The organism is Saccharopolyspora gloriosae (assembly GCF_022828475.1).
In the GTDB taxonomy this organism is placed as follows: Bacteria; Actinomycetota; Actinomycetes; order Mycobacteriales; family Pseudonocardiaceae; genus Saccharopolyspora_C; species Saccharopolyspora_C gloriosae_A.
This window is the reverse complement of record NZ_CP059557.1, coordinates 3,938,480-3,963,399: the sequence shown is the minus strand read 5'-3', so window position 1 is coordinate 3,963,399 and position 24,920 is coordinate 3,938,480. Positions and strand designations below refer to the sequence as shown.

The window sequence follows — 24,920 nt, the reverse complement described above, 5'->3', positions numbered from 1 at the left end:
GGGGCCACAGTGGGAAACGCACGAACTGAGTGGTCCGCGCAAGGGAGAACTATGATGATCCGATCCCCGTTCGGAACGTTCCGCCCCGGTTCCCAGGATCCGGCGGCGTCGCCGCAGGATGAGAACATCGTTGGAGTGCCCGCCCCGCGAGCCGACGAGCCCGGCCTCGCCACGGCGGCCCCGGATTCGATGGTGCGTCCGCGCACGGGCACGGCGGCACTGGTGGTGGCCCGCGGCCCGGAAGAAGGGGCGGTCTTCTCGCTGGAGCAGAGCTGCACGGTGCTCGGCAGGCACCGCGACTGCGACATCGTGCTCGGCGACGTGACCGTGTCCCGCTACCACACCGAAATCCGCCGGGAAGGGGATGGTTTCGTCATCCAGGACGCCGGTTCGCTCAACGGGACGTACCTGAACCGCCACGTGGTGGATCGGGCTGTGCTCACCGAGGGCGACGAGATCTGGGTGGGCAAGGTTCGCTTCACGTTCCACGCGGGCAGCTGAGAGCCGGCGTAGACACCAACGTTCCGGGGCTCGGCACGGCGGCGCTGATCGGAGGATCGCCCGCCCGGCCGGAGCCCCGTTTTCGTGTGCGCGCCACCTCCCGGCGTGGCGGGCTCAGACCGTCGAACCCTGCTGGGCCAGGCGGGCGAAGTGCTCGTTGAAGATGCGGCGAGCCCGCCGGTGCAGTTGGCCGCGGGTGGAGAGATCGGACCCCGCCAGCAGCCCGGTGCCGATCACGAGCGTGGCCAGCACGCCGATCTCATGCGGCAGGTCGAGCCCATCCGGCAGCTCACCGTCGGCCACCGCCTCGTTGAGGTGCCTGCGCAGCAGTGAGCGCCACACCTGATAGCCCTCCGCGAAGCCGCCCGAGGAGCCGTCCGCGGTGTCGTCCGGCTGGTGCGACCACAGCGCCAGCCACACCCGCCAGCAGGTGAGCATTTCCTCGTCCACCGGCAGCAGCCCGTGCGTGGCGCGCTGCACCGCGTCGAGCCCATGCCGGTCGCCGACCGCTTCCGCGACGCGTTGCGACGCGATCTTCCCGTTGTGCCGCAGCACCTCGTTGATCAACTCGGCCTTGTCCTCGAAGTAGTGCGTGACCGATCCCGTGGACACTTCGGCTTCGGCCGCGACGGCTCGCACGGTGGTGGCGCTGAGGCCGCGGTGCGCGAGCAGCCGCCACGCCGCCTCCACGATGTGCTGGCGCGAGCGCGGGTCGCGGATCTTCTTGGCCACGGTGACTCTCCCCGAAAATTCGAAACACTTGTTCCGTAACGCATGCTACGTAACACTCGTTCTAGGAGGTGCATCACACTTCGGAGGGAGCCGACGATGGCCCTGGAGACACCGCCACCTCGCGGTCCGTTCGCCGACGCGGCGGCCCAGGCGGGGATGCTGGTGGTGTTCTCGGTGCGGACCGCGCGCGCCGGAGCGCGGGCGCTGCTGGGGCGCCGGTTGTCGTGGCGGGAATGCCTGGAGCAGTCCTGGTTCCTGGCTTCGGTGAGCACGTTGCCCGCGGTGCTGATGACGATTCCGCTGGGCGTGCTGGTGGCGGTGAACATCGGCTCGCTCGCCGGGCAGCTCGGTGCCGAGAGCTATGCCGGGGCGGTGGTGGCGTTCGTCGTGGTGGGGCAGGCGGCGCCGCTGGTGTGCGCGCTGATGATCTCCGGAGTGGGCGGCTCGGCGATCTGCGCCGACCTCGGTTCGCGCAAGCTGCGCGAGGAGACCGAGGCCATGGAGGTCATGGGGTTGTCCACGATGGAACGTCTCGTGGTGCCGAGGGTGCTGGCCGCGATCCTGGTGACGGTGCTGCTCAACGGCGTGGTGATGGCCATCGGCATCAGCGCCACGCTGTTCGTGCACGTGCTGCTGGGGGGTTCCTCCGGCGGGTTCCTCGCGACGCTGACGACGTACTCGGACCCGGGCGGGTTCCTGATGGCCGAGATCAAGGCGGGGACGTTCGCGGTCTTGGCCGCCGTGGTGTCGGCGTTCAAGGGCCTCACCGCGAAAGGCGGTCCGAGCGGGCTGGGCGACGCCGTCAACGAGGCGGTGGTGATGGCGTTCGTGCTCGTGTTCGTGGCGAACACCGTGCTGACCGAACTGCACCCGCTGCTGCTGCCGCCGAAGGGTGAGTTCTGATGGCGGATCTGCTGGTCCGCGCGGCGCGGCGGCGTACCCGGGGGCTGTTCGACCTGCTGGTGGCGTGGGGTGTGCAGGTCACGTTCTACTTTCGGGCGATCGCCTCGGTGCCGTTCGCGCCGGCGCGCTACCGCAAGCACGTGGCGCGGCTCGTCGCGGAGATCAGCTTCGGCTCGGCCTCGTTGCTGGCCGGGGGCGGCACCATCGGCGTGATCTTCGCGATGTCGTTCGTGGCCAGCACCCAGGTGGGGTTGGAGGGTTACCGCGGGCTGGACCTGATCGGGCTCACGCCGATGTCCGGGTTGATGTCGGCGATGGTCAACACCCGGGAGCTGGCTCCGCTGGTGGCGAGCATCGCGCTGGCCGCGAAGGTGGGCACCGGGTTCACCGCGCAGCTGGGAGCGATGCGGATCTCCGACGAGATCGATGCGCTGGAGTCGATGGCGGTGCGCTCGTTGCCGTTCCTGGTGAGCACCCGGATGGCGGCGGCGTTCATCTCGGTGGTGCCGCTGTACCTGGTGGGCCTGTTCGCGTCCTACATCGCGACGCGGGTCGCGGTCGTGAACCTGCAAGGCCAGTCCGGCGGCACCTACGACTTCTACTTCCAGCTGCTGCTGGCCCCGTCGGATGTCGGGTTATCGCTGGTGAAAGCCGTCGTGTTCGCGATGCTGGTGACGCTGGTGCACTGCTTCTACGGCTACTACGCGACGGGCGGCCCGGAAGGAGTGGGGCGCGCGGCGGGACGGGCGCTGCGCACCAGCATCGTCGCGATCACCTTCGTGGACATGCTGCTGACACTGCTGTTCTGGGGCTTGAGCCCCAGCTTGCCCGCGCTGGGGGTGCAGTGATGGTGGACCTGACGCGCGGCGGCGTGAGCCGGACTTCGCTCGCCCTGCGCGGAATCGGCGGCGTTGTGGTGGTGCTGGCCGCAGCGGCGTTCGCGGTGCTCGGCGGGGCGGAGGCGTTCGACTCCGACCCGGCCGTGAGCGCCGAGGTTCCCGCGGCGGCGGGGCCGGTGCGGGTGAACTCGGCGGTCCGGTACCGGGGAGTGGTGGTCGGTGAGCTCGCGGAGGTCAGTGCGGGCACGGCGGGGTCCCGGCTGACCCTGCGGATTGATCCGTCCACGATGGACTCGATTCCGGCGGGAGTGCGGCTGCGGATCCTGCCGAAGACGTTGTTCGGTGATCAGTACGTCGAGCTCGCCGGTGCGGAATCCGCCGCGTCCCAGGGATATCTGCAGCCGGGCGCGGAGATCGCGGCGGACACCGACGCGGGCACGGTGCGGATCTACGAGGCCTACACCCGGATGTTCGAGCTGCTGGAGAACCTGCGGCCCGCGGAGCTGCAGGTGGCGCTGGGCACCATGGCCGACGTGCTGCGCGGTCGCGGCGCCGAGCTCGGCGAGACCATCGACACCCTGCACGACCTCTCCGGCAGGTTCGACCCGGCCGAGACGGTGGGTGAGCTGGGCGAGGTCGCCGGGCTCACCGAGCAGCTCGCCACGGCGGCACCGGATCTGCTGGCGACCTTGGACGATGCGGTGGTGCTGTCGCGAACCGTGGTGCAGCAGCGGGAGAACCTGACCGACCTGCTCGGCGCCGGGACCGAACTGGCCGGGCGATCGCAGCGGTTCCTGGACGAGAACGCGGCCCGCGCCATCGAGGTCGTGCACGTCACGCGGCCCGCTTCGGAGGTGCTGGGCGGCAACGCGGACCGGATCACCGAGACGTTGCACGACCTGCGGGAGTTCACCTCGAACGCGAGCCGCACCTTCGTCGATGACCGCTTCCAGATCCGGGCGCCGGTGACGCTGGAGGACCCGCATCCGTACACGCCGGCGGATTGCCCGCGTTATCCGGGGCTGGACGGCCCGAACTGCCCGCAGGCCACGACCTACGGGGGCGCTGTCGGCAGTGTCGGCACCGCGCGGGAGAAGGGGGAGCTGGAGCGGTTGTTCACCAGCCCGATCGAAGCGCCCGCACCGTCCACAGGGGACTCTGCGAAGCCCGCTGCCGGGGCCGCGCCGGATGATGACCTGCTGGGCCTGCTGTTCGGCCCGGTCGTGCGCGGAACGCAGGTGGTGACCCGATGAGCCTCACCGCGACCGCCGTCAAGTTCACCGCGTTCGTCGTCGTCTCGGTCTTGTCGGCGGTCCTCGTGGTCAACACCCTCGAACATCCCCTCGAAGGCGGCACTCGCTCCTATCGCGCGGAGTTCACCGACGCGCAGGGAGTCAAAGAAGGCAGCGAGATCCGCATCGCCGGAGTGCGCGTCGGCGTCGTCGACGACGTGCGGCTCCGCGACGGCACCGCCGTGGTGAGCTTCCAGGTGCTCGCCGAACAGCCGCTGCCCGGCGGTACCCGAGCCGTGGTCCGCTACGCCGACCTCCTCGGCAGCCGGTTCATCGCCCTCGACGCCGGGGACTCCGGTGGCGTCCTGCCGGAGGGCGCGACGATCCCGCTCGAACGCACCCGGCCCGCACTGGAACTCACGGCACTGATGAACGGCTTCAAGCCGCTGTTCGAGTCGCTGGACCCGCAGGCCGCCAACCAGCTCGCCCATGAGCTGATCGCGGTGTTCCAAGGGGAATCCGGCACTGTGACGAGCCTGCTGGAGCGTGTGGTGTCGGTGACCTCCGGGCTCACCGAACGCGACCAGGTGATCGGTGAGGTGCTGGTCAACCTGAACACGGTGCTGGCCACCACGACCGAGCACCGCGAGCAGCTGCGGACGCTGATCGGCAGGCTCGGTGAACTGACCTCCGCCGTGGCCGAGGATCGGGGCCGCATCGCCGAAGCGCTCGACGCCGGCGGCGCGCTGGCGAACTCGGTGCGCGGCTCGATGGATCAGATCACCCCGAACCTGACCCGCGACGTGGACGCGCTCGGGACGATGTCGCAGGGCTGGGTGGACAACCGGCAGCGGTTCGACACCGCCGTGCAGGGATTGCCGGAGCTGGTCACGAAGCTGAACCGGACGCTGGACTACGGAACCTGGGTCAACATCTACGTCTGCAACCTGCGGGTGTCGGTCGGCGGGGCGCAGGTCGACCTCGGCGGCGGTCCGCACTCGGAGGTGTGCCGATGAGCCGACGTTCACGCCGGGACCCGGACCCGATCGTCGTGGGAGGCGCGGGGATCCTCGTGCTGCTGCTGGTGCTCGGGCTGGTGGTGGCGGTGCCGCAACTGTCCTTCCTGTGGCGAACTCGGGAGTACACCGCCGAATTCGCCAATGCGGGCGGGCTCACCACCGACGCCCAGGTGCACGTCGCGGGCGTGCCCGCTGGGCGCGTCACCGGCATGGACATCGCCGGCGACCGGGTGCGGGTGACGTTCCGGCTGGACCGGGAGCAGCGTCTCGGCACCACCACCTCGGCCTCGGTGCGGCTGGCGACGGTCATGGGCAACCGCTACCTGGCGGTGGAACCGGCCGGGCTCGGCGAACTGGCCGCCGACGCGGTGATCCCGCGGGAACGGACCCGGATCCCCTACAGCCTCGACGAGCTCGGAACCGACGCCACGGAGACGGCGGGCGAGCTCGACCTGGAGGCGCTGCGCGGCATGATGTCCACCGTCCGCGAGGTCTCCCCGCAGGATCCGGAGCTGCTGGGGCAGGCGCTGACCGGCATCACCGGCGCGGCCGAACTGATCGATCGCCACGACGCCCAGCTCGACGAACTGCTCAACGGCGCGCGTTCGACGACGGCGACGCTGGTGGAGCAGCAGGGCACGCTGGTGCGGTTGCTCGGGGACGCGGACCTGATCGTGCGCACCCTCAACGAACGCCGGGCGACGGTGCTGCGGCTGATCGACGACGTGGACGCGCTCAGCGCGCAGCTCGACGGTTTCCTCAGCGAGAACTCCGCGAAACTCGGGCCGCTGCTGAGCGATCTGCGCGAGATCACGGCGGCGCTGCGGCGCGATGAGCAGGCCATCGCGCGCACCATCGCCACCCTCGGCCCGGCCGGGCGGTCGCTGGCCAACGCCACCGGCAACGGCACCTGGGGCGACGTGTCCGGCCCGGCGGGTCCGCTGCCGGACAACCTGCTGTGCCTGACCGGGCTGGTCGAGGGGTGCCGATGAGACTCACCAGGCTGATCGCGCTCGGCTGCGCTGCCGCCCTGCTCGTGGCGGGCGGGTGGCACGTGCTGCTGCGGCCCGATCCGGCGCACGTGGTGTCGGCGGACTTCGCCACCGCCGACGGCATCTATCCCGGCAACAAGGTGCACGTGCTCGGCGTGCCGGTCGGGTTCGTGGACGAGGTGAATCCGCGCGGTCCGGTGGTGCGGGTGGTGATGCGGGTCCGCCCGGACATCACCGTTCCCGCCGACGCGCACGCGTACATCATGAGCCCGCAGCTGATCAGCGACCGGTTCGTGGAACTCGGCCCGGCCTACACCGGCGGTCCCGCGATGGCCGACGGCGGAGTGATCCCGGCGCAGCGCGCGCACGCGCCGATCCGCTGGGACGAGCTGATGTCGTCGCTGGACACGGTGGTCGCCGCGCTCGGACCCGACGGGCTGGGCAAGGGCGATGACCTGGGCGCGCTGCTGCACTCGGCGGCGAGCTCGGTGGACGGCACCGGGCCGCAGGTGCGCACCGCGATCGACCGGCTCGCGGGAGCGACCGACGTGCTGGCGGGCGACCGGGAACAGATCGGGGAGTTGATCGGCAACCTCGACGTGCTGGTGCGCGCACTGGCCGAGCATCGATCCACTATGGACTCGTTGGCGACGGGGGTGCGGCAGGCGAGCGAGGACTACAACGGGGATCGGCTGCACCTGGATCGGACCATCGGACGGTTGTCCAGGGCGCTCGCGGAGGCGGACACGTTGATCCGGGAGCACGGCGGTGACCTCACCGGCAGCGTGCACGACCTCGCGGGCACCACCGCGCAGGTCGCCGCGCAGCGCGAGCAGCTCTCCGAAGTGCTCACCACGTTGCCGCTGGTGTTCGGCAACTTCAGCCGGGCCGTCACGGAGGACGAGCGGCTGCGGATCCGGCTGAACATCTCCTCGAACCTCGCCCAGTTCCCCGCGACCGCTCGGCTGTGCGAGCGGATTCCCGTTCCGTTGTGCTCCGGCCCGGGCCTGGTGAACCCGATCCGGTTCCCGCCCGATCTCGATCCACTGCACACCATGGCGGGAGGCGGCTAGTGCGGACTTTCAAGCTGTTACCGCTGGTGCTGGGCATCGCGGTGCTGACGAGTTCGTGCGGGCTGAGCCTGCACGAACTGCCGTCGGGCGGGGCGAGCGGCGGTCCTCGGGTGACCGCGGTGTTCAGCGACGTCTCCAACCTGCCCGTCGGCGGTGCGGTGCGGATCGGGCAGGCCACCGTCGGGCGAGTGCGCGAACTGTCCACGAAGGACTTCAAGGCGGTGGCGCGGCTGGACCTGAACCCGGGACTGCGGCTGCCGAAGGACACCGCCGCGCGACTGGAACTGACCGCGGCGCTCGGTGAGCAGTTCGTGGTGCTGGAGCCGCCCGCACAGCCGGGCTCACCGGAAGTCCTCTCCGACGGCGATACGATCCCGCTCTCGCGCACCTCGCGCGGACCGGACCTGGAGAACACCCTCGCCGCGCTGGGCACCGTGCTCGGCGGCAGCGGGCTCGACCAGGCGCGCACCGTCGTCACCGAGCTCAACACCGCACTGGGCGGCCGGGAGCAGAAGGTCCGCGACCTGCTGCACCGCCTCGACGCACTGCTGTCCGAAGTGGACGCCAACCGTGCGGAGTTCGACGCCACGATCGACGCGCTGCACCGGCTGTCGGCCGACACGGCCGCCGACACCCCGCTGCTGGAGGCGTCGCTGCGCGACATCACCCCGGCGGTGGACGTGCTGTTGAGCCAGCGCGACCAGTTCGATCGGCTGCTGACCGGCGTCACCGAGCTGGGGCGCTCCGCCGACGGGGTCGTGCAGGAGGCGGGACCCGCGTTCACCGCGCAGCTCAACGAGTTGCGGCCGGTGCTGGACTCGCTGGCCGGGTTCAACGGTGATCTCGCGAGCACGCTGACGGAGCTGCGCACGTTCCAGGTGAAGCTGGGCAGCGCCATCCCGGGCGACTACCTGAACCTGGACGGCACGCTCGACGTGTCCGGCACTCTGCTGCCGCTGCTGACGGGGCAGAACCCACCGCTGCCGTACGGGAGTCCCGATCAGGAGGCCACCCCTTCCGCCGACCTCGCGCCGTTCACGCGTCCCACGCCGCCCGGTTCCGCCGCCGAACTGCTGACCGGAGGGACCCGATGAGCCGCGCAGTGCTGATCCAACTGACGGTGTTCCTGCTGATCGGCATCGGCTGCGGGGTGTTCGTGGTCAACACGATGCTGGGAGTGCAGGCCACCCGCGCGCCGATCCTGGTGGCGGTGCGGCTGCCCGACGCCGCCGGGCTGGCGGAGTCATCCCAGGTCACCTATCGCGGGGTGCGCGCAGGCACCGTGGGAGCGGTGGGCCTGGACCCGGGCGGGGAGGGCGTGACGGTCCGGCTGCGGCTGAACCCCGGCAGCCGGATCCCCGCCGACACGGTCGCCAAGATCAGCATGGTCACCCCGATGGCCGTGCAGCACCTGGACCTGCAACCCGCCACCGACGAGCCGCCGTACCTGCGCGATGGCGACGTGATCCGAGCCGAGGACACCAGCGCCCCGCTGCCGCTGGAGACGTTCCTGGTGCACGTCACCGACTTGGCCGAGACCATCGATCCGCACGACCTGCGGGTGCTGTCCGAGGCGGCATCCACCGGGCTCAACGGCGCCGGTCCCGACCTGCGCCGGATCATGGACAACACCCGTGACCTCACCCGGCTCGCGGCCGAGCGGGAACCGCAGATCAGCAACCTGATCGAGCAGGGGCCGCAGGTGCTGGGCTCGATCGAGGGGGACGGGGGCCTGCCGCGGCTGGCGGCTTCGGTGCGGGAGCTCGCCGATGAGGCGCGGGCGCAGGACCCGGCGATCCGCCACCTCGCCGAGACGGTGCCGGAAACGACGCGTTCGGTGACGGACCTGCTCGCGCGGAACGAGGGCGCCGCCAGTGCCTTGTTGGGGAACCTGCTGGTCACCGGCGACGTGCTCGGCAGCCACGTTCCCGCGCTGCGGGAGACGATGACTGCGCTGCCGCAGGGGCTCTCCGACCTCGCGAGCATCGTGCACGGCGACGTCGCCGACTTCTACCTGGTCGCCGCCCAAGGACCTGCCTGCTACTACGGCACCGAGCGGCGCACCCCGACCGAAACGGCTCCGCGCGACCCGCAGCTCGGCTGGAGTTGCGCGCCGGGGCCGGGCCTTTCACAGCGCGGAGCCGACAGCGCCCCGCGCCCCGACTCGCCGGCGGTCGCATCGGAGGCCGACCCGGCGCAGTACCCGGCGGCGCCGCCGGGTGCGCAGCCCGCCTCCCCGGACGCCGCGCCCAGCGGCGCGGTGCGCGGGGACGGCGGGGTCCTGGGGCCACGGCCGTGGTCCTCGATCATGTTCCAGGGAGTGCGATGACCAGCGACCGAGCCGAATCCGACCGCGACGCCGGGACGACCCGCACCCGCCTCCCGGAGGCGGACGCGCCCGGCACCGCTGGAACTTCCGCGCCCGGTGAGGGCGCGGAAGCGGCCCCTGCGGGACCCGAGGCGGCCGACCTCGCGGATCAGGGCGGGGGAACCATCGAACCAGAGTCCACTGTGGATGAAGATGAGGCCGAATCCCGAGTGGAGATCGGGGAATCCGCGACGGGCGCCCCCGGTCGAACGAGACTGGGAGCGTTGCGCAGGCCGCCCGTGCTGATCGCGGCCCTGGTGATCCTGCTGCTGCTCGGCGGCCTCGGCTACACCGGGCTGCAGCTCCAGGCCGGTGCCGCGCGGGACTCCGCGCGGCAGGAGGCGCTCGTGGCCGGGAAGCAGTACGCGCTCGCCCTCACCACCTACGACCACCAGAACCTGCAGGACAACTTCGGGTCGGTGTCGGACAACGCCTCGCCCGCCTTCGCCCGCCAGTACCAGGAGGTCAGCGACGGGTTGACCCAGCTCATCCAGCAGTACCAGGCGACGTCGAAGGGCGAGGTGCTCAACGCGGGCGTGGTGCAGGCGGAGCAGGACCGGGCGGTGCTGGTGCTGTTCGTCGACCAGACCATCACCAACACCAACAGCCCGCAGCCGAGGGTGGACCGGACTCGGATGCAGCTCACCCTCGTGCATCCCGACGACAAGTGGCTCATCGACGACGTGAAGCTGATCTGAGCGGGCCGGGCGGGCGGCCGCAACGCGTCGTCCGACCGAACCGGTTTTCCGTTGGCACGGCAGGTTTTCCGCACGCGCGGACAGTGAGGAGCGAGTGACGTGACGATCGCAGCAGAATGCGCCGCGGCCGCCGATGGGCTGACCATCCCCGGCCTGCTCGCGCGCAACGCGCGCGAGCAACCCCGGCAGCCGGCGCTGAGCGGGACCGACACCACGTTGACCTGGGCGGAACTGCGCGAAGAGGTGGCGCGCGGCCTCGCCGAGTACGGGCTCACCGCCGGGGGCCGAATGATGATCATGATGTCGAGTCGTCCGGAGCACTGGATCGTCGACCTCGCCGCCACCCACCTGGCGGCGTTGCCCTGCACCGCGTACGCGACGCTGAGCACCGAGCAGATCGCGTTCGTCACGGCTCACGGCAAACCCGCCGTGGTGGTGCTCGAAGGCGCCGCCGAACTCGACCGGTGGACGCCGGTGCTGGCCGAGGACACCTCGGTCCGCACCGTCGTGGTGCTCGATCCGGAGGTGGCGACCCCGCCCGGCGACGACCGCTACGTGCGCTGGCACGAACTCGCCGCCGCGGGGGCCGAGCTGCACCGGGCCGACCCCGCCGTGTTCGAGCGGTACTGGGCGCACATCGGCTCCGACGATGCGCTGGCGATGATGTACACCTCCGGCACCACCGGCGACCCGAAAGGCGTGGTGCTCAGCCACCGCAACGCCATCTACGAGGCCGTCGCCGTGGACCGCATGGCGCCCACACCGGACGGCGCCCGCTCGGTGTCGTACCTGCCGCTGGCGCACGTCGCCGAACGGGAACTGGGCATCTACCGCGCGCTGTACAAGGCGCTGCACGTCTCGGTGTGCCCGGACGCCTCGGAAGTGGTGCAGACGCTGGCGTTCGTGCGCCCGCCCGCGTTCTTCGGCGTGCCCCGGGTGTGGGAGAAGATCACCGCAGGCCTGCAGGCGGTCATCGCCCGCCAAGCCGAGCCGCAACGCGAAGCCCTCGCCACCGCCCAGGAACTCGCCCTGCACGCGTTCCGGCTGCGCGGACGGGGTGAGCAGGTGCCCGCCGAGCACGCCGAACGGCTCGCCGAAGCGGACGCCCGAGTGCTGCGCCCGATGCGCGCGATGCTCGGTCTCGACGAGCTGCGCTGGGCCAGCAGCGGTGCCGCTCCGCTACCGCTGCACGTCCTCGAATTCCTCGCGAGCATCGGCATCGACGTGCTGGAGGTATGGGGGATGAGCGAGACCACCGGATGCGCCACCGCCAACACCGCCGACGCCTACCGGCCCGGTTCCGTCGGCAAACCGGTGCCGGGTGTGGAGCTGCGCTTCGGCGACGACGGTGAGGTCTTCGTGCGCGGGCCGGTGGTGTTCCTGGGCTACCTCGACGATTCCGGTGAGATCGTCCGCGCCACCGACGACGAGGGCTGGCTCGCCACCGGCGACATCGGCCGGGTCGACGACGAGGGCTACCTGACCATCACCGACCGCAAGAAGGAACTCATCATCACCGCCACCGGCAAGAACATCGCCCCGGCGAAGGTGGAGGGTCTGCTGCGGGCGCACCCGCTGGTCGGGCACGCGGTGGCCATCGGCGACCGCAGGCCCTACTTGACGGCGCTGATCGTGCTCAACGACGAGGCCGCGCCCGGCTGGGCGACGGCGCACGGCATCAGCGGCGACTTCGGTGAGCTGGCGGCGCATCCGAAGGTGCGCGCTGAGCTGGACGCGCTGCTGACCGAGGTGAACGGACAGCTCGCCCGCGCCGAGCAGATCAAGCGCTACGAGGTGCTGAACCGGCCGTGGACCGCGGAAAGCGGCGAGCTCACCCCGACCCTGAAGATCAAGCGCAAAGTCGTCCAGGAGCGCTACGCCGACGACATCAACTCGCTCTACACCTGACGCGAGGTGTGAACGGACCGTTCGTCCAAGGGGATTGGGCGAACGGTCCGTTCACTCGAATCCGCTGCGGTCGGTGTTGGGGTGGTGCGGAGTGAAGGGACCGTCCGTCCGAGCGGATCGGACGGTCCGTTGTTCTCGCCGGAGTTCGCTGAGGTGCGGCAATGTCCGCGCGGGTTCTCCGACCAGTGCAGGTACAGAAGTCAGTGATCGATCAGGGAATGCTTGTTGTCGGTGCTGCAGGGTTCGGGCTGCTGCTCGGGGCCGAAGCTTCCGGAATCGGCCTTGACGACGTAGACCTCCCACGGTTCCCGGCCGGGGCCGTGCACCCAGACCTTGTCTTGGCGGGCGTAGCAACAGGTGGTGTCGTCTTCGACTTCGGTGAACAACCCGAGTGCGCTGAGCCGGTCGGTGGCGGCGTTGACCTCATCGGTGCTGTCGACTTCGACTCCGAGGTGATCAAGACCGGTGTCCTGGCCGGGTTCGCCTTCCAGTAAGACCAACTTCAGCGGCGGTTCGGCAACGGCGAAGTTCGCATAGCCGGGCCGGAGCTTGGCCGGTTCGCTACCGAGCAACTTCGAGTAGAACGCGATCGATCCTTCAAGGTCGCCGACTCGTAGCGCGAGCTGCATCCGTGGCATGACCTCTCCTTGGTCAGACGTACATCGAAACAGCCTGATGGGCCTAGCTTGCGCTGTTGGTTCGATGGGCGTCAATATAGAAGCATGTCGAAACAAGAGGTGCCGCCGGACGATGCGGCCCTGTGCGGCTCTCCGGTGCTGCGGGAACCGCTCGGGGAAGCTCAGGCTGTGGCGCTCGCGCGAGTGTTCAAAGCGATCGGCGAGCCGGTGCGGCTGCGGCTGTTGTCGCTGATCGCGTCGCACGAGGGCGGTGAAGCGTGCGTGTGCGATCTGACAGGTGCGTTCGAGCTGTCCGGGCCGACTATTTCGCACCACTTGAAGATCCTCCGAGAAGCCGGGGTGATCGACGGTGAGCGCCGGGGAACGTGGATCTACTACCGGGTGCGGCCGGAGACGTTGAACCTGGTCTCGGAGGCGCTGGCGCCGGCCGGGGATGCGGCGGTGTCGGCATGACGAGCATCCGGGAACGCGGGGGTGTGGCGGTCGCCGGGAAGCTCTCGACGTTGGATCGGTTCCTGCCCGTGTGGATCGGCGCGGCGATGCTCGTGGGCCTGTTGGCCGGGCGGTGGGTTCCCGGGCTCGGGCCGGTGCTGAACGCGGTGCAGCTCGATGGAATCTCGTTGCCGATCGCGCTGGGCCTGCTGGTGATGATGTACCCGGTTCTGGCCAAGGTTCGCTACGACCGCCTGGAGACGGTCACCGGCGACAAGCGACTCATGGTCTCGTCGTTGGTGCTGAACTGGATCATTGGTCCGGCGTTGATGTTCGCGCTGGCCTGGACCTTCCTTCCGGATCTGCCGGAGTACCGCACCGGGTTGATCATCGTGGGATTGGCGCGCTGCATCGCGATGGTGATCATCTGGAATGATCTGGCGTGCGGCGATCGGGAAGCGGCTGCCGTGCTGGTCGCGCTGAACTCGGTGTTCCAGGTCGTGGCCTTCGCGGGGCTGGGGTGGTTCTACCTCAGCGTCCTTCCGGGATGGCTCGGGCTGCCCACGGTCGGGCTCGAAGCATCACCCTGGCAGATCGCCGAATCCGTGCTGATCTTCCTCGGGATCCCGCTGGTGGCCGGGTACCTCACCCGCAGGTTCGGTGAACGCGCCAAGGGGCGCGACTGGTACGAGAGCCGGTTCCTGCCCCGGATCGGCCCTGTAGCCCTCTACGGGTTGCTGTTCACCATCGTGATCCTGTTCGCGTTGCAAGGTGAGCAGATCACGGCCCACCCGGTGGACGTGGCGCGGATCGCGCTGCCGCTGCTGGCCTACTTCGCGGTGATGTGGGCGGGTTCCTTCGCGCTGGGCAAGGTGATCGGCCTGGGCTACGAACGGGCGGCCACGCTGTCGTTCACCGCGGCCGGAAACAACTTCGAACTCGCCATCGCGGTCGCCATCGCCACGTTCGGCGTGACCAGCGGGCAAGCACTCGCCGGGGTCGTCGGGCCTCTCATCGAAGTCCCGGTGCTCGTGGCCCTCGTCTACGTGTCCCTGGCCGCACGCCGCTGGTTCACCGGCCCGCAGCCGGCGCCGGGCGGAGAGCCTGCTCGATGACCTTCCCAGGAGACGCCTTGCCCGAGGTTCTGTTCGTCTGCGTGCACAACGCGGGCCGCTCCCAGATGGCCGCCGCGCTGCTGCAACACCATGCCCACGGCAAGGTCGTCGTTCGTTCCGCCGGGTCGGACCCCGCCGAGACCATCAACCCGGCCGTCTACGAGGCGATGCTCGAACTCGGCATCGACCTTTCGCAGGAGGTGCCGAGGAAACTCACGACCGGAGCAGTAGTCGCGGCTGACGTTGTGATCACGATGGGCTGCGGTGACGCCTGCCCCGTCTTCCCCGGAAAGCGGTACCTCGACTGGGAGCTGACCGACCCGGCAGGCAAGCGGATCGAGGACGTCCGAGTCATCCGAGACGACATCGACCAGCGAGTACGCGGCCTCCTGGCCGAACTGGACAGGCGCTGATCAACGACTCGCGGCCGGGAGCTGCGGCGCGAGAACACCGCGCCGGCGGTGGCGCGCAAAAGCTCCCGGCGACAAGGCTCGCGGGCGTGCTTCGGTTGTGGAGTGAACGGACCGTTTGCCCAATGGGATCGGACGAACGGTCCGTTCGCCCGCTTCGTTCAGTCCTTCCCCTGCGGCACCGGGCAGCCGCCGGAGCGGAGCCACTTGGGGTCGATGCCGCTCGGCGCCGGAGCACCGAGGTCGGCGGGGGTGTATCCGCGCGGATAATTCGGGTAGGTGCTGTTGCCCGAGTCCTGCGCCAACTTGGACTCGGTGCGTTCCGGCATCCGCCGCACCACGGCCGCGCGCAGCTGCAACGCGCCGTGCGCCGCCTTGGTGACCCATCCGGGCGCGGCGCGGAAGCCGAAGGCGGTGAGCATCGGCTCGTCCAGCAGTGCCCGGACCGCCAGCGACACCGATGGGCGCAGCGGCTTCGGGAACCACGAGCAGAACAGGTCCAAGGTGTAGCGGCCGATCATGTGGTTGGTGTCGTTGTAGCGGAAATGCTCGCGTTCGTAGTCCGCCTTGAACCGGCGGAAGTCGGCGTACGTCGGCGGAATGTTCTTGATTCCCATGCGTTTGCCGACGGCTTGGAAGTAGTAGAAGCCCGCATCCCGCTCGTGCTGGTGCAGCGGCCGCCACCCGAACCGGTCGATCCAGTCGATCGGGTCGTAGACGAAGGTCGAGAGCACGTAGAGCATGTCGTCGTTGGAGATGACGTAGCGCCCGTGCGCCCGGTTGACGGTGCGCAGCGCCTGCTTGCCGCGTTCGGAGGCGTAGCCGTGCTCGGCGATCTCGGCCATCAGCAGCGCGGTGTCGTCGTAACGTTGCTGGGGGCGCTTCTCGAATTCGCCCGTCGCGGCCAGCAGCGCCGAGATGCTCGGCACGCAATAGGTCCGGAACAGGGCGAACTCCAGCGCCCGCTGGTAGTCGAAGGGGAACTCGTAGCCGATGGAGATGCGGTAGATCTCGTGATGGTCGGTGACCGGGTCCAGTTCCGCGATGCGCCGCAGCCAGGTGCGTGCCATGTCCAACCTCCCTTGCGGCCCGGTCGAGCCGAGCCCTCCGACTGTGCAACGACGCGCGCACTCGGGGCGTGACGGGAATCGCTCACACCTGACCGAGAGGGGGGAATGCCACCGGGCCGCGCTGCCCGAGACCGCGCACTGCCGCTTGGAAATCCGGTGCGCTCAGCGACTCGACCATCAGCCGCACCGACTCCGAGACGGCCTGCGGACCGTCGAGATCCAAGCCACGCCACACCTGCTGCTTGATCACCGCCATCGAGCGGGGTGAGCAGTTCGCGGCCAGTTCGCGGGCGTAGTCCTGGGCCGCGGCCAGCACGTCGGGCTGTGGCAGCACGCGCTGCACCAGGCCGAGTTCCTTCGCCTCCGCGGCCTCGACCTTGCGCGCCGACAGCAGCAGATCCATCGCCGAGGCCACCCCGACGAGCCTGGGCAGCAGCCACGCGGTGCCGTACTCGCCGATGAGGCCCAGCTTGCTGAACGCGGTGGACAGCCGGGCGCCGTCGGCGAGGAACCGCACGTCGGCGAACAGCGCTTGGGCGAGCCCGAGCCCGGCGGCTCCACCGTTGATCGCCGCGATCAACGGCTTGCGCAGGGTCATCGGCAGGTGCGGCGGGTGCCCGAGCGAGGTTTCCAGGTCGGGCGCGTCATCTCCGGCCAGCAGGTGCAGCGTGTCGGGTGCGGCTCCGCTGCAGAACCAGTCGCCGTCGCCGGTGACGACGATGGCCCGGACCTCGGGATCGGCGTCGGCCTCGACGAGCGCGGTGTAGTAGGCGGCGAACATCGCGCCGTCCATGGCGTTGCGCAGTTCGGGTCGTGCGAGGTGGACGGTGCGCACGCCGTGGTCGGTGGTGCTGCGGATCCCTGCGGAGGTCGTCATGACCGGGCTCTCCTTGCGGCTCGGGGACTGACCGGTGGCGCGCACGCCTCCCTGGTTGGCGGTCAGGACTGACTGTAATCCACGATCGCGGAGATGTGAGCGGGCTTGCACCGCGCGTGACCTGTTCGTTCGGAATCGCGGCCTATCCTGTGCCGAAACCGCCGCGGCGAACACCGTGACGGGCCGAGGACGTGCCGGGAGGTCGTGGCAGTGGCGGAGACGAGGCCGGGCGGAATCCGCCCGCGAAATCGGCGCGAGCTCATCCTCTCCGCCGCCTCCCGCCTGTTCTACGAACAGGGCTACGCGCGGGTCGGCGTCAGCGACATCGCCGAGGCCGTCGGAGTCGGCCCGTCGGCGCTGTACCGGCACTTCAAGGGCAAGCAGCTGCTGCTGCGGCGCGTTGTGCTCACCCACCTGCAGCCCTTCGAGCAGGTGCTCGACGCCCGGTCGGCCGATCTCGACGCGGTGGTGCGCGAACTGGCCGCGGCCGCGCTCGATCACCGCGAGCTCGGCGTGCTCTGGCAACGCGAGGCCCGGCACCTGCCCGCCGAGGACCGCGACGAGCTCAAGAACCAGCTGCGGGTCGTCGCGGGCGGGCTCGCCGACCTCGCGCGGGCCTGGCGCCCGGACCTGGGCGAGGACGACGCCCGGTTCCGCGGCTGGTGCCTGTTCAGCGCGCTGACTAGTCCCTCCTACCACCACGTCGAGCTGCCGCGCGCCCAGTTCGAGGAGCTGCTGCGGGATGTGGTGTTCACGATCGTCGACCTGCCGCCGCTGGTCTCCGGTCGTGGCGCCGCGAGCCCGGACGCCGACGCGCTGCTGCTGCAACGCGGCGGCGCGTCTCGGCGGCGGCAGCTGTTGTCGGCGGCGACCCGGCTGTTCGCCGAACGCGGCTACGCGGCCGTCACCACCGAGGAGATCGGGGCTGAGGTGGGCATCGCCGGTCCCAGCGTCTACAACCACTTCGCCAGCAAGCAGGAACTGCTCGACGCGGTGATCACCCGAGGCTCGGCGTGGCTGGAGATCGACCTCGGCCGCACGCTGGTCCGCTCTGGCGACGCGGGGGAGGCGCTGCGAGAGCTGCTGTGGTCCTACATCACCTTCGCGCTCGACCACGGCGGATTCATCGACATTCTGGTCGGCGAAGTAGGACACCTCCCGGACCATGAACGGCACCGGGCGCGGCAGACCCAGCGCGAATACGTCACGGAATGGGTGTCGCTGCTGCGGGAGGTGCGGCCGGAGCTCGATCCGGCCACCGCGCGAGTCCTGGTGCAGGCCACGTTGACGCTGGCCAACGACATGGCGCGGACCGGCACGGTGCGCGCCCCCGAAGCCGTGCGGCGAGTCGGCGCGGCACTCATGTTCACCAGCGGTCCATGAGCGCTTCTTGTGCCGTGCGTGCTAGCCGCTGTTCACTTCTCGCAACCGGGACGGCGTTTTTCTAGGTCTTTTGGGGCTGGATGGAGGCTAGGGCGGGATCACTTCTCGGTTGACTGGCCGGGTGCGCTCGAACTAACCTCCGAACGGGGGACCCGGGCGGCGCGGACGTACGGGTTCCGGTCGTGCGGCGGCGCGCAACGGCGCGGTCCCTCGGAGTGCCCGGAGTGCGGGCGGCTCGCGACGAGGCCGCGACCGGCGAGCCGGGCCACGGCCACGGAAGTCGTCCACGAGCAAGGAATGGCGGGTCGCAGGAGCGATGAGCAGCGCGACGGAACCGGTGGGCGTGCCGCCGGCGGAAGAGCCGGACATCCACACGACCGCCGGTCGGCTGGCGGATCTGTACCGGCGCAATCACGAGGCGGTGCACGCGGGGTCCGACCGCGCGATCGAGCGCCAGCACGCCAAGGGCAAGCTGACCGCTCGCGAGCGCATCGACCTGCTGCTCGACGAAGGTTCTTTCGTGGAGCTCGACGAGCACGCCCGGCACCGCTCGACGAACTTCGGGCTGGACGCCGACCGCCCCTACGGCGACGGTGTGGTCACCGGTTACGGCACGGTCGACGGCCGCAAGATCTGCGTGTTCTCGCAGGACTTCACCGTGTTCGGCGGCTCGCTGGGCGAGGTCTTCGGCGAGAAGATCGTCAAGGTGATGGACCTGGCGCTCAAGATCGGGTGCCCGCTGGTCGGCATCAACGACTCCGGTGGTGCCCGCATCCAGGAGGGCGTGGCCGCGCTCGGCCTCTACGCGGAGATCTTCAAGCGCAATACCCACGCCTCCGGCGTGATCCCGCAGATCTCGCTGGTCGTCGGCCCGTGCGCGGGCGGCGCGGTGTATTCGCCCGCGATCACCGACTTCACCGTGATGGTCGACCAGACCTCACACATGTTCATCACCGGCCCGGACGTGATCAAGACGGTGACCGGTGAGGAGGTGACGTTCGAGGACCTCGGTGGTGCCCGCACGCACAACTCCCGTTCCGGCAACGCGCACTACCTGGCCTCCGATGAGCAGGACGCGATCGACTACGTCAAGGAACTGCTCTCGTTCCTGCCCTCGAACAACCTCTCCGAGGCGCCCGCGTTCGACGCCGATCCCGAGTCCGGTTCCATCGCGGACAACGTCGGGGAAACCGACCTCGAACTCGACACCCTGGTGCCGGACTCGCCGAACCAGCCCTACGACGTCAAGGAAGTCCTCGCCAAGGTCCTCGACGAGGGCGAGTTCCTGGAGGTCTCCGCGCTGTTCGCGCCGAACATCGTGGTCGGCTACGGCCGGGTCGAGGGGCGCAGCGTCGGGGTGGTCGCCAACCAGCCCACGCAGATGGCAGGCACCCTCGACATCGACGCCGGCGAGAAGGCCGCGCGGTTCGTGCGCACCTGCGACGCGTTCAACATCCCGGTGCTGACCTTCGTGGACGTGCCCGGTTTCCTGCCCGGCACCGACCAGGAGTGGAACGGCATCATCCGGCGCGGCGCGAAGCTGCTCTACGCCTACGCCGAGGCCACCGTCCCGCTCGTCACGGTGATCATCCGGAAGGCCTACGGCGGTGCCTACGACGTGATGGGCTCCAAGCACCTGGGCGCCGACATCAACCTGGCGTGGCCGACCGCGCAGATCGCGGTGATGGGCGCGCAGGGCGCGGCGAACATCCTCTACCGGCGCAGGCTCGCCGAAGCCGCCGAGAACGGTGAGGACGTCGAGGCGCTGCGCGCGCAGTTGCAGCAGGAGTACGAGGACACCCTCTGCAACCCCTACGTCGCCGCCGAACGCGGCTACGTCGACTCGGTCATCCCGCCCTCGCACACGCGCGGCTACCTGGCGCGTTCGCTGCGGATGCTCTCCGACAAGCGCGAATCCCTGCCCGCGAAGAAGCACGGCAACATCCCGCTGTGAGGAGGGCCGGAACATGAGCAGCTCGGACGAGGGCGCACCGCCGGAGCTCAGCGTGGTGCGCGGCGAGGACGACGGCACCGGCCCGGATCGGCGCCCGGTGCTGCGCGTCCTGCGCGGCAAGCCCACCGACGCCGAGATCGCCGCGCTGACCGCGACGCTCGCCGCGTTCAGCGCGAGCGGCGAAGCGGCCGAACCGGAGGCACCGGTTTCGTACTGGGCCTCGCGAGGGGACCGGCTGCGGCACGGCCCGGCGCAGGCCGCGCCGCGTCCCGGCAGGGGTGCGTGGCGCTACTCCACCCGGCCGCGCTGATGCGGGCCGACCCGGACGTCGCCGCGCGCGGCGTCCGCGTACCGACCCGGCGATCCCCCGCAGCGGGATCCGCCGAGACAAGACCACTGCGGACAGGGATGGTGTGAACACCATGGGGTTGAAGAAGGTTCTGGTGGCCAACCGCGGCGAGATCGCGGTCCGAGTGGTGCGGGCGTGCCGTGACGCCGGCATCGCCTCGGTGGCCGTTTACGCGGAACCGGACGCCGACGCGGTGTTCGTGCGGCTGGCGGACGAGGCGTTCGCGCTCGGCGGCGCCACCGCGAGCGAGTCCTACCTGGACTTCGAGAAGGTGATCTCGGCCGCGCACCGCGCCGGGGCCGACGCGGTGCATCCGGGATACGGGTTCCTGTCCGAGAACGCCGACTTCGCGCAGGCCGTGCTGGACGCGGGGCTGGTGTGGATCGGCCCGACACCGCAGGCGATCCGGGATCTCGGCGACAAGGTCACCGCGCGGCGCATCGCGCTGGCCGCGGGCGCCCCGCTGGTGCCGGGCACCAAAGATCCGGTCGCCGACGCCGATGAGATCGTCGCGTTCGCGAAGGAGCACGGGCTGCCGGTGGCCATCAAAGCCGCGTTCGGCGGCGGCGGTCGCGGGCTCAAGGTGGCCCGGACGCTGGAGGAGATCCCGGAGCTGTTCGACTCCGCGGTGCGCGAGGCGGTGTCGGCCTTCGGCCGCGGCGAGTGCTTCGTGGAGCGCTACCTGGACCGGCCGCGCCACGTGGAGGCACAGGTCCTCGCCGACCAGCACGGCAAGGTGATCGTGGTCGGCACCCGCGACTGCTCGTTGCAGCGCAGGCACCAGAAGCTGGTGGAGGAGGCGCCCGCGCCGTTCCTCAGCGAGGCGCAGCGCGCGCAGATCCACACGGCCGCCCGCGACATCTGCGCGCAGGCCGGCTATCACGGCGCGGGGACGGTGGAGTTCCTCGTCGGCGCGGACGGCACGATCTCGTTCCTGGAGGTCAACACCCGGTTGCAGGTCGAGCACCCGGTCTCGGAGGAGACCACCGGCCTGGACCTGGTCGCCGAGCAGTTCCGCATCGCCGCGGGCGAGCACCTGCGCCTCGACGAGGATCCGACGCCGATCGGGCACTCCATCGAGTTCCGGATCAACGGTGAGGACCCGGGCCGCAACTTCCTTCCCGCGCCGGGCACGGTCACCCGTTTCGTCGCACCGGCGGGACCGGGCGTGCGCGTGGACGCCGGGGTGGAGTCGGGCAGCGTGATCGGCGGCCAGTTCGATTCGCTGCTGGCGAAGGTCATCGTCACCGGCGCCGACCGCGCTCAGGCCATCGCCCGGTCCCGCCGGGTGCTGGAGGAGATGCAGGTCGAGGGCATCGCGACGGTGCTGCCGTTCCACCGCACGGTGCTGCGAGACCCGGCCTACGTCGCCGAATCCGGCGCGGAGTCGTTCACCGTGCACACGCGGTGGATCGAGACCGAGTTCGACAACCAGCTGGCCCCGTTCGCGGATTCGGTCCCTCCGGAGGAGGAGGCCGCGCCGCGTCGGACGGTCGTGGTCGAGGTCGACGGCCGCCGCGTCGAGGTTTCGCTGCCCGCCGAGCTGGGTGCGGGCGCTGCTGCGGGCGCCGGTGCGGCGAAGAAGAAGCCGCGCAAGCGCGCCACCGGCGGTGCCGGGGCTTCGGTGTCCGGGGACGCAGTGACGGCGCCGATGCAGGGCACCCTGATCAAGCTCGCCGTGGAGGAGGGCCAGCAGGTCGCCGGCGGTGACCTCATCGGGGTGCTGGAGGCGATGAAGATGGAGAACCCCGTGACCGCGCACAAGGACGGCACGGTCACCGGTCTCACCGCGGCTCCGGGCGACTCCGTGTCCCAGGGCGCGGCGCTGTGCACGATCAAGGATTGAAGGAGTTCACCGGACTGATCTGCGGTCGTTCATCGGAACCTCAGCGGCCCTACCGCTGACAGGCCGAAAGATCGTTCTGCAGAGGCGCCGTTCCCGGACGTGTTGAGCGGCCGGACGGGAGTTCGGGCGTCACGGGGCGGTGAAATTCGCTCTCGCCCCGTGACGCCCGCCCCGGCGGCGGTCGTCGTGGCCGTCCTCGCCCGGAATCAAGGGCGGTGACGGCGAACGCGATCAAATGTCCACTGTGGACCAACGCTCCCGTTGGAGGAATGATGGACGCTTTGTGCACCTGCCTGTGCCGCCAAGCCGGGCACCACGGGATCTGCCAGGAAACACCCGAGCACGGACTTCGCGTGCTGAGCCCGCAGCTCACGATGACCTCGACCGGCGAAGTCTGCCGCCCCTGCTACCAAGCCACGGCGGCGAGGTTCACCGCCACCGGCAGGCGGCTGCCCCAACCGGCCTGACCCGAGCCGTCGCTGTTCGGTGATCGGCACGCCCGATGCGGGACTTTGGCCCATGTCAGGCGCCCCGCTTCGCCCTGCATCGTGGATCGAGGGGGCAGGTCGGGCAGCTGCGCCAGGTCGCGAAGGGACGAGCTCATGGAGGGCGTGTCGGGTTTCCCGTCGGCGCTGGGGCTGGCGCCGGAGCAGGTCGAGCAGGTGGTGCGGCTGGCGGGCCGTGCGCCGTCGCTGCACAACCGGCAACCCTGGCGGTTCCGGGTGACCCCCGACGTGATCGAACTGCACGCGGACCCGCAGCGGCGGATGCCCGCCACCGACCCGGACGATCGTGAGCTGCGGATCGGCTGCGGCGCCGCGCTGTACAACCTGCGGCTCGCGCTGGAACACGTAGGGCTGCGGCCGCTGGTGACCTTGATGCCGCGCGTGGCCGAGCCCACCCTGCTCGCCGAGGTGCGCCGCGGCGGCTCGATGCGGGTGGGCACGGAGCAGTCCGAGTTGCTGCGCGCCATCACCACCCGCCGCACGAACCGGCGCCCGTTCCTGCCGACCCCGGTGCCGAAGGTGCACCGCAACGCGCTGTGCGGCTCCGTGGCCGTGGAGCACGCCTGGTTGCACGTCATCGAACGGCCGCAACGCGCCAGCCTGCTCGGCATGGTGCGCAGGGCGCACGACGAGCAGCTGCGCAGCGCGGAATTCCGCGCGGAGATGGCGGCGTGGACCGGGCTTCGGGAGGGAGCTCCGGAGGGCGTGCAGGCGTCCTCGGCCGGACCGACGCGGGAGGCGCAGGACGAGTGGGTGCTGCGGGACTTCTCCGGTGGCCGGGAACGTCCGCGAGTACCGGGCAAGGATTTCGAGGACGACCCGTTGACGTTCGTGCTGTGCACCTACAGCCAGGGCAGGCATCCCGAGCTGGAGGCGGGGGAAGCGCTGCAGCGGCTGCTGCTCACGGCGACCTCACTCGGATTGTCCACCTCGATGCTCTCGCAGGTGATCGAGGTGCGGGAGACGCGCCACGAACTGCGCTCGATGCTCGGCGGTGCGCTGGAACCGCAGGCGGTGCTGCGGATCGGCTACGGCACGCCGGTGCCTCCCACGCCCCGGCTGGCACCGGCGGAACTGCTGATCACCGGGTCGGTGTCGGAGTGGGAGCCGTCCACCGCGGTGGCCCCCGGCACCCGGTGAGGTCCGATCAGCCTGCTCGCGGATTGGCGGAGGGAACCCCTGAGGTATCGGCCGGTCGTGGATCCGCGCGCCGTGATGTGGTTCCCTCCAGGTGAGACGCACGCTTCACAACGTCGTGAGCGGGCGTCTCTTCACGTCGGCCCGTGAACTCAGGGCGTTTCGCGGGATCGGATGAGGACGTCGACGCCGTCGAGGACGCGCGCCAGGCCGAACTCGAAGTGGTGCTCGGCGCTGCTCGCCGCACCGTGCGCCGAGCCCGCCGCGCCACCCACCTTCGCGGCGGTGGGGAAGTGCTCCGGATCGAGCAGCCGGTCCAGCAGCGGGGCGTGCACCTGCCACCACTGCTCGTCGGTGAGGCCGGTGCGGCGCTCCGCATCCGCCGCCTCCAGCGCACCGCGTGCGGCGGTGCGAGCGTGGCCGAGCACCAGGCTCAGCACGGAATCCATCTCGACCTCGGTGAGGCCGATGCCGTCGATCGTCCGCAGCTCGCGCTCGTACTTCGCGGTTTCCTGCGGGCCGAGCACCGGTCGGGTGGTGGCGATCTCCAGCGTCCACGGGTGCCTGCGGTGCAGTTCCCAGTTCTGCCGCGCCACATGTTCGAGCCTGGCACGCCAGCCGGTGAGGTCCGGGCCGGGCGCCTCGGTTTCGCCGTAGACGGTGTCGAGCATGACGTCGATCAGGTCGTCCTTGCCGGGCACGTAGGTGTAGAGCGACATCGTCCCGGCGCCGAGCCGTTCGGCGACACCTCGCATCGACAGCGCGGCGAGCCCCTCGGCATCCGCGAGCGCGATGCCGGCCCGCACGATCTCGTCCGCGCCGAGGCCGGGTTTGCGGGAACGGTGTTCCGGTGCGCGCCACAGCAATGCCAGCGTCCGCGCCGGATCCCGCTTCCTGACCACCATGCACGCTCCTGTTCGCCGCCCGTTCCGGACGCC

Annotated in this window: 25 protein-coding genes; 20 read left to right on the top strand and 5 right to left on the bottom strand. The window is 70.3% G+C overall.

Going from position 1 to position 24,920, the window contains the following annotated elements; genetic code table 11:
* The first annotated feature begins 135 nt into the window (after positions 1–135).
* Positions 136–501, top strand: coding sequence for an FHA domain-containing protein (locus tag H2Q94_RS17100; RefSeq protein ID WP_397545359.1), 366 nt, complete (start codon positions 136–138; stop codon positions 499–501).
* A 114-nt stretch (positions 502–615) separates the two neighbouring features.
* Here the strand turns inward: H2Q94_RS17100 and H2Q94_RS17095 are convergent, their stop codons facing one another.
* The gene (locus H2Q94_RS17095) at positions 616–1,233 is read right to left on the bottom strand and encodes a TetR/AcrR family transcriptional regulator (RefSeq protein WP_243788188.1); all 618 of its coding nucleotides are present in this window, start codon (positions 1,231–1,233) and stop codon (positions 616–618) included.
* 96 nt (positions 1,234–1,329) lie between these two features.
* Between H2Q94_RS17095 and H2Q94_RS17090 the strand changes: the two genes are divergently transcribed.
* The 10 genes from H2Q94_RS17090 to H2Q94_RS17045 all read left to right on the top strand — a co-directional run bounded on the left by H2Q94_RS17090 (position 1,330) and on the right by H2Q94_RS17045 (position 12,265).
* Positions 1,330–2,136 (top strand): MlaE family ABC transporter permease, encoded by an 807-nt coding sequence (locus tag H2Q94_RS17090; RefSeq protein ID WP_243788187.1) that lies wholly within the window; start codon positions 1,330–1,332, stop codon positions 2,134–2,136.
* Positions 2,136–2,984 carry an MlaE family ABC transporter permease gene (locus tag H2Q94_RS17085; RefSeq protein WP_243788186.1) on the top strand — a complete coding sequence of 283 codons (849 nt, stop codon included), beginning with the start codon at positions 2,136–2,138 and terminating at the stop codon, positions 2,982–2,984. The genes H2Q94_RS17090 and H2Q94_RS17085 overlap by 1 nt, the downstream gene beginning before the upstream one ends.
* Positions 2,984–4,228, top strand: coding sequence for an MCE family protein (locus H2Q94_RS17080; protein WP_243788185.1), 1,245 nt, complete (start codon positions 2,984–2,986; stop codon positions 4,226–4,228). Before H2Q94_RS17085 ends, H2Q94_RS17080 begins: the two co-directional genes overlap by 1 nt.
* Positions 4,225–5,223, top strand: coding sequence for an MCE family protein (locus H2Q94_RS17075; RefSeq protein ID WP_243788184.1), 999 nt, complete (start codon positions 4,225–4,227; stop codon positions 5,221–5,223). Before H2Q94_RS17080 ends, H2Q94_RS17075 begins: the two co-directional genes overlap by 4 nt.
* A complete protein-coding gene (locus tag H2Q94_RS17070) occupies positions 5,220–6,218 on the top strand; it encodes an MCE family protein (RefSeq protein ID WP_243788183.1) in 999 nt (332 codons plus the stop codon). Before H2Q94_RS17075 ends, H2Q94_RS17070 begins: the two co-directional genes overlap by 4 nt.
* Positions 6,215–7,291, top strand: a complete 1,077-nt coding sequence (locus H2Q94_RS17065; protein ID WP_243788182.1) for an MCE family protein — start codon at positions 6,215–6,217, stop codon at positions 7,289–7,291. The genes H2Q94_RS17070 and H2Q94_RS17065 overlap by 4 nt, the downstream gene beginning before the upstream one ends.
* Complete coding sequence (locus H2Q94_RS17060; RefSeq protein WP_243788181.1) at positions 7,291–8,385, top strand: MCE family protein; 1,095 nt, start codon at positions 7,291–7,293, stop codon at positions 8,383–8,385. Before H2Q94_RS17065 ends, H2Q94_RS17060 begins: the two co-directional genes overlap by 1 nt.
* The gene (locus tag H2Q94_RS17055; protein ID WP_243788180.1) at positions 8,382–9,620 is read left to right on the top strand and encodes an MlaD family protein; all 1,239 of its coding nucleotides are present in this window, start codon (positions 8,382–8,384) and stop codon (positions 9,618–9,620) included. Before H2Q94_RS17060 ends, H2Q94_RS17055 begins: the two co-directional genes overlap by 4 nt.
* Positions 9,617–10,357: a VirB8/TrbF family protein gene (locus H2Q94_RS17050; protein WP_243788179.1), complete on the top strand. Its 741-nt coding sequence runs from the start codon at positions 9,617–9,619 to the stop codon at positions 10,355–10,357. Before H2Q94_RS17055 ends, H2Q94_RS17050 begins: the two co-directional genes overlap by 4 nt.
* Positions 10,358–10,456: 99 nt before the next feature.
* Positions 10,457–12,265: an AMP-dependent synthetase/ligase gene (locus H2Q94_RS17045; protein ID WP_243788178.1), complete on the top strand. Its 1,809-nt coding sequence runs from the start codon at positions 10,457–10,459 to the stop codon at positions 12,263–12,265.
* A gap of 200 nt (positions 12,266–12,465) precedes the next feature.
* Here the strand turns inward: H2Q94_RS17045 and H2Q94_RS17040 are convergent, their stop codons facing one another.
* The gene (locus H2Q94_RS17040) at positions 12,466–12,903 is read right to left on the bottom strand and encodes an ArsI/CadI family heavy metal resistance metalloenzyme (RefSeq protein WP_243788177.1); all 438 of its coding nucleotides are present in this window, start codon (positions 12,901–12,903) and stop codon (positions 12,466–12,468) included.
* 84 nt (positions 12,904–12,987) lie between these two features.
* Here H2Q94_RS17040 and H2Q94_RS17035 point away from each other — a divergent pair, with 84 nt between their 5' ends.
* The 3 genes from H2Q94_RS17035 to H2Q94_RS17025 are packed head-to-tail and all read left to right on the top strand — an operon-like array spanning position 12,988 to position 14,863.
* Complete coding sequence (locus H2Q94_RS17035) at positions 12,988–13,356, top strand: ArsR/SmtB family transcription factor (protein ID WP_243788176.1); 369 nt, start codon at positions 12,988–12,990, stop codon at positions 13,354–13,356.
* Positions 13,353–14,450, top strand: coding sequence for an ACR3 family arsenite efflux transporter (gene arsB, locus H2Q94_RS17030; protein ID WP_243788175.1), 1,098 nt, complete (start codon positions 13,353–13,355; stop codon positions 14,448–14,450). The genes H2Q94_RS17035 and arsB overlap by 4 nt, the downstream gene beginning before the upstream one ends.
* Positions 14,447–14,863 (top strand): arsenate reductase ArsC, encoded by a 417-nt coding sequence (locus H2Q94_RS17025; RefSeq protein WP_243788174.1) that lies wholly within the window; start codon positions 14,447–14,449, stop codon positions 14,861–14,863. The genes arsB and H2Q94_RS17025 overlap by 4 nt, the downstream gene beginning before the upstream one ends.
* Positions 14,864–15,021: 158 nt before the next feature.
* On the opposite strand, the gene H2Q94_RS17020 is transcribed toward H2Q94_RS17025, so the two are convergent.
* Positions 15,022–15,930: an oxygenase MpaB family protein gene (locus H2Q94_RS17020; protein WP_243788173.1), complete on the bottom strand. Its 909-nt coding sequence runs from the start codon at positions 15,928–15,930 to the stop codon at positions 15,022–15,024.
* Positions 15,931–16,012: 82 nt separating this feature from the next.
* Entirely contained in the window at positions 16,013–16,807 is a 795-nt protein-coding gene (locus H2Q94_RS17015) for an enoyl-CoA hydratase-related protein (protein ID WP_243788172.1), read from the bottom strand.
* A 210-nt stretch (positions 16,808–17,017) separates the two neighbouring features.
* Here H2Q94_RS17015 and H2Q94_RS17010 point away from each other — a divergent pair, with 210 nt between their 5' ends.
* From H2Q94_RS17010 to H2Q94_RS16985, 6 genes are all read left to right on the top strand, one after another.
* Positions 17,018–18,190, top strand: coding sequence for a TetR/AcrR family transcriptional regulator (locus H2Q94_RS17010; protein ID WP_243788171.1), 1,173 nt, complete (start codon positions 17,018–17,020; stop codon positions 18,188–18,190).
* Between the two features lie 316 nt (positions 18,191–18,506).
* Positions 18,507–20,144, top strand: coding sequence for an acyl-CoA carboxylase subunit beta (locus H2Q94_RS17005; RefSeq protein ID WP_243788170.1), 1,638 nt, complete (start codon positions 18,507–18,509; stop codon positions 20,142–20,144).
* Positions 20,145–20,157: 13 nt separating this feature from the next.
* A complete protein-coding gene (locus H2Q94_RS17000) occupies positions 20,158–20,454 on the top strand; it encodes an acyl-CoA carboxylase epsilon subunit (RefSeq protein WP_243788169.1) in 297 nt (98 codons plus the stop codon).
* A gap of 112 nt (positions 20,455–20,566) precedes the next feature.
* Positions 20,567–22,339 carry an acetyl/propionyl/methylcrotonyl-CoA carboxylase subunit alpha gene (locus H2Q94_RS16995; protein WP_243788168.1) on the top strand — a complete coding sequence of 591 codons (1,773 nt, stop codon included), beginning with the start codon at positions 20,567–20,569 and terminating at the stop codon, positions 22,337–22,339.
* A gap of 269 nt (positions 22,340–22,608) precedes the next feature.
* Positions 22,609–22,806: a hypothetical protein gene (locus H2Q94_RS16990; RefSeq protein WP_243788167.1), complete on the top strand. Its 198-nt coding sequence runs from the start codon at positions 22,609–22,611 to the stop codon at positions 22,804–22,806.
* A 135-nt stretch (positions 22,807–22,941) separates the two neighbouring features.
* Entirely contained in the window at positions 22,942–23,985 is a 1,044-nt protein-coding gene (locus tag H2Q94_RS16985) for an Acg family FMN-binding oxidoreductase (protein WP_243788166.1), read from the top strand.
* A gap of 149 nt (positions 23,986–24,134) precedes the next feature.
* Here the strand turns inward: H2Q94_RS16985 and H2Q94_RS16980 are convergent, their stop codons facing one another.
* On the bottom strand, positions 24,135–24,887 hold the full coding sequence (locus tag H2Q94_RS16980; protein ID WP_243788165.1) for a TetR/AcrR family transcriptional regulator: 753 nt from the start codon (positions 24,885–24,887) through the stop codon (positions 24,135–24,137).
* Between the last annotated feature and the right edge of the window lie 33 nt (positions 24,888–24,920).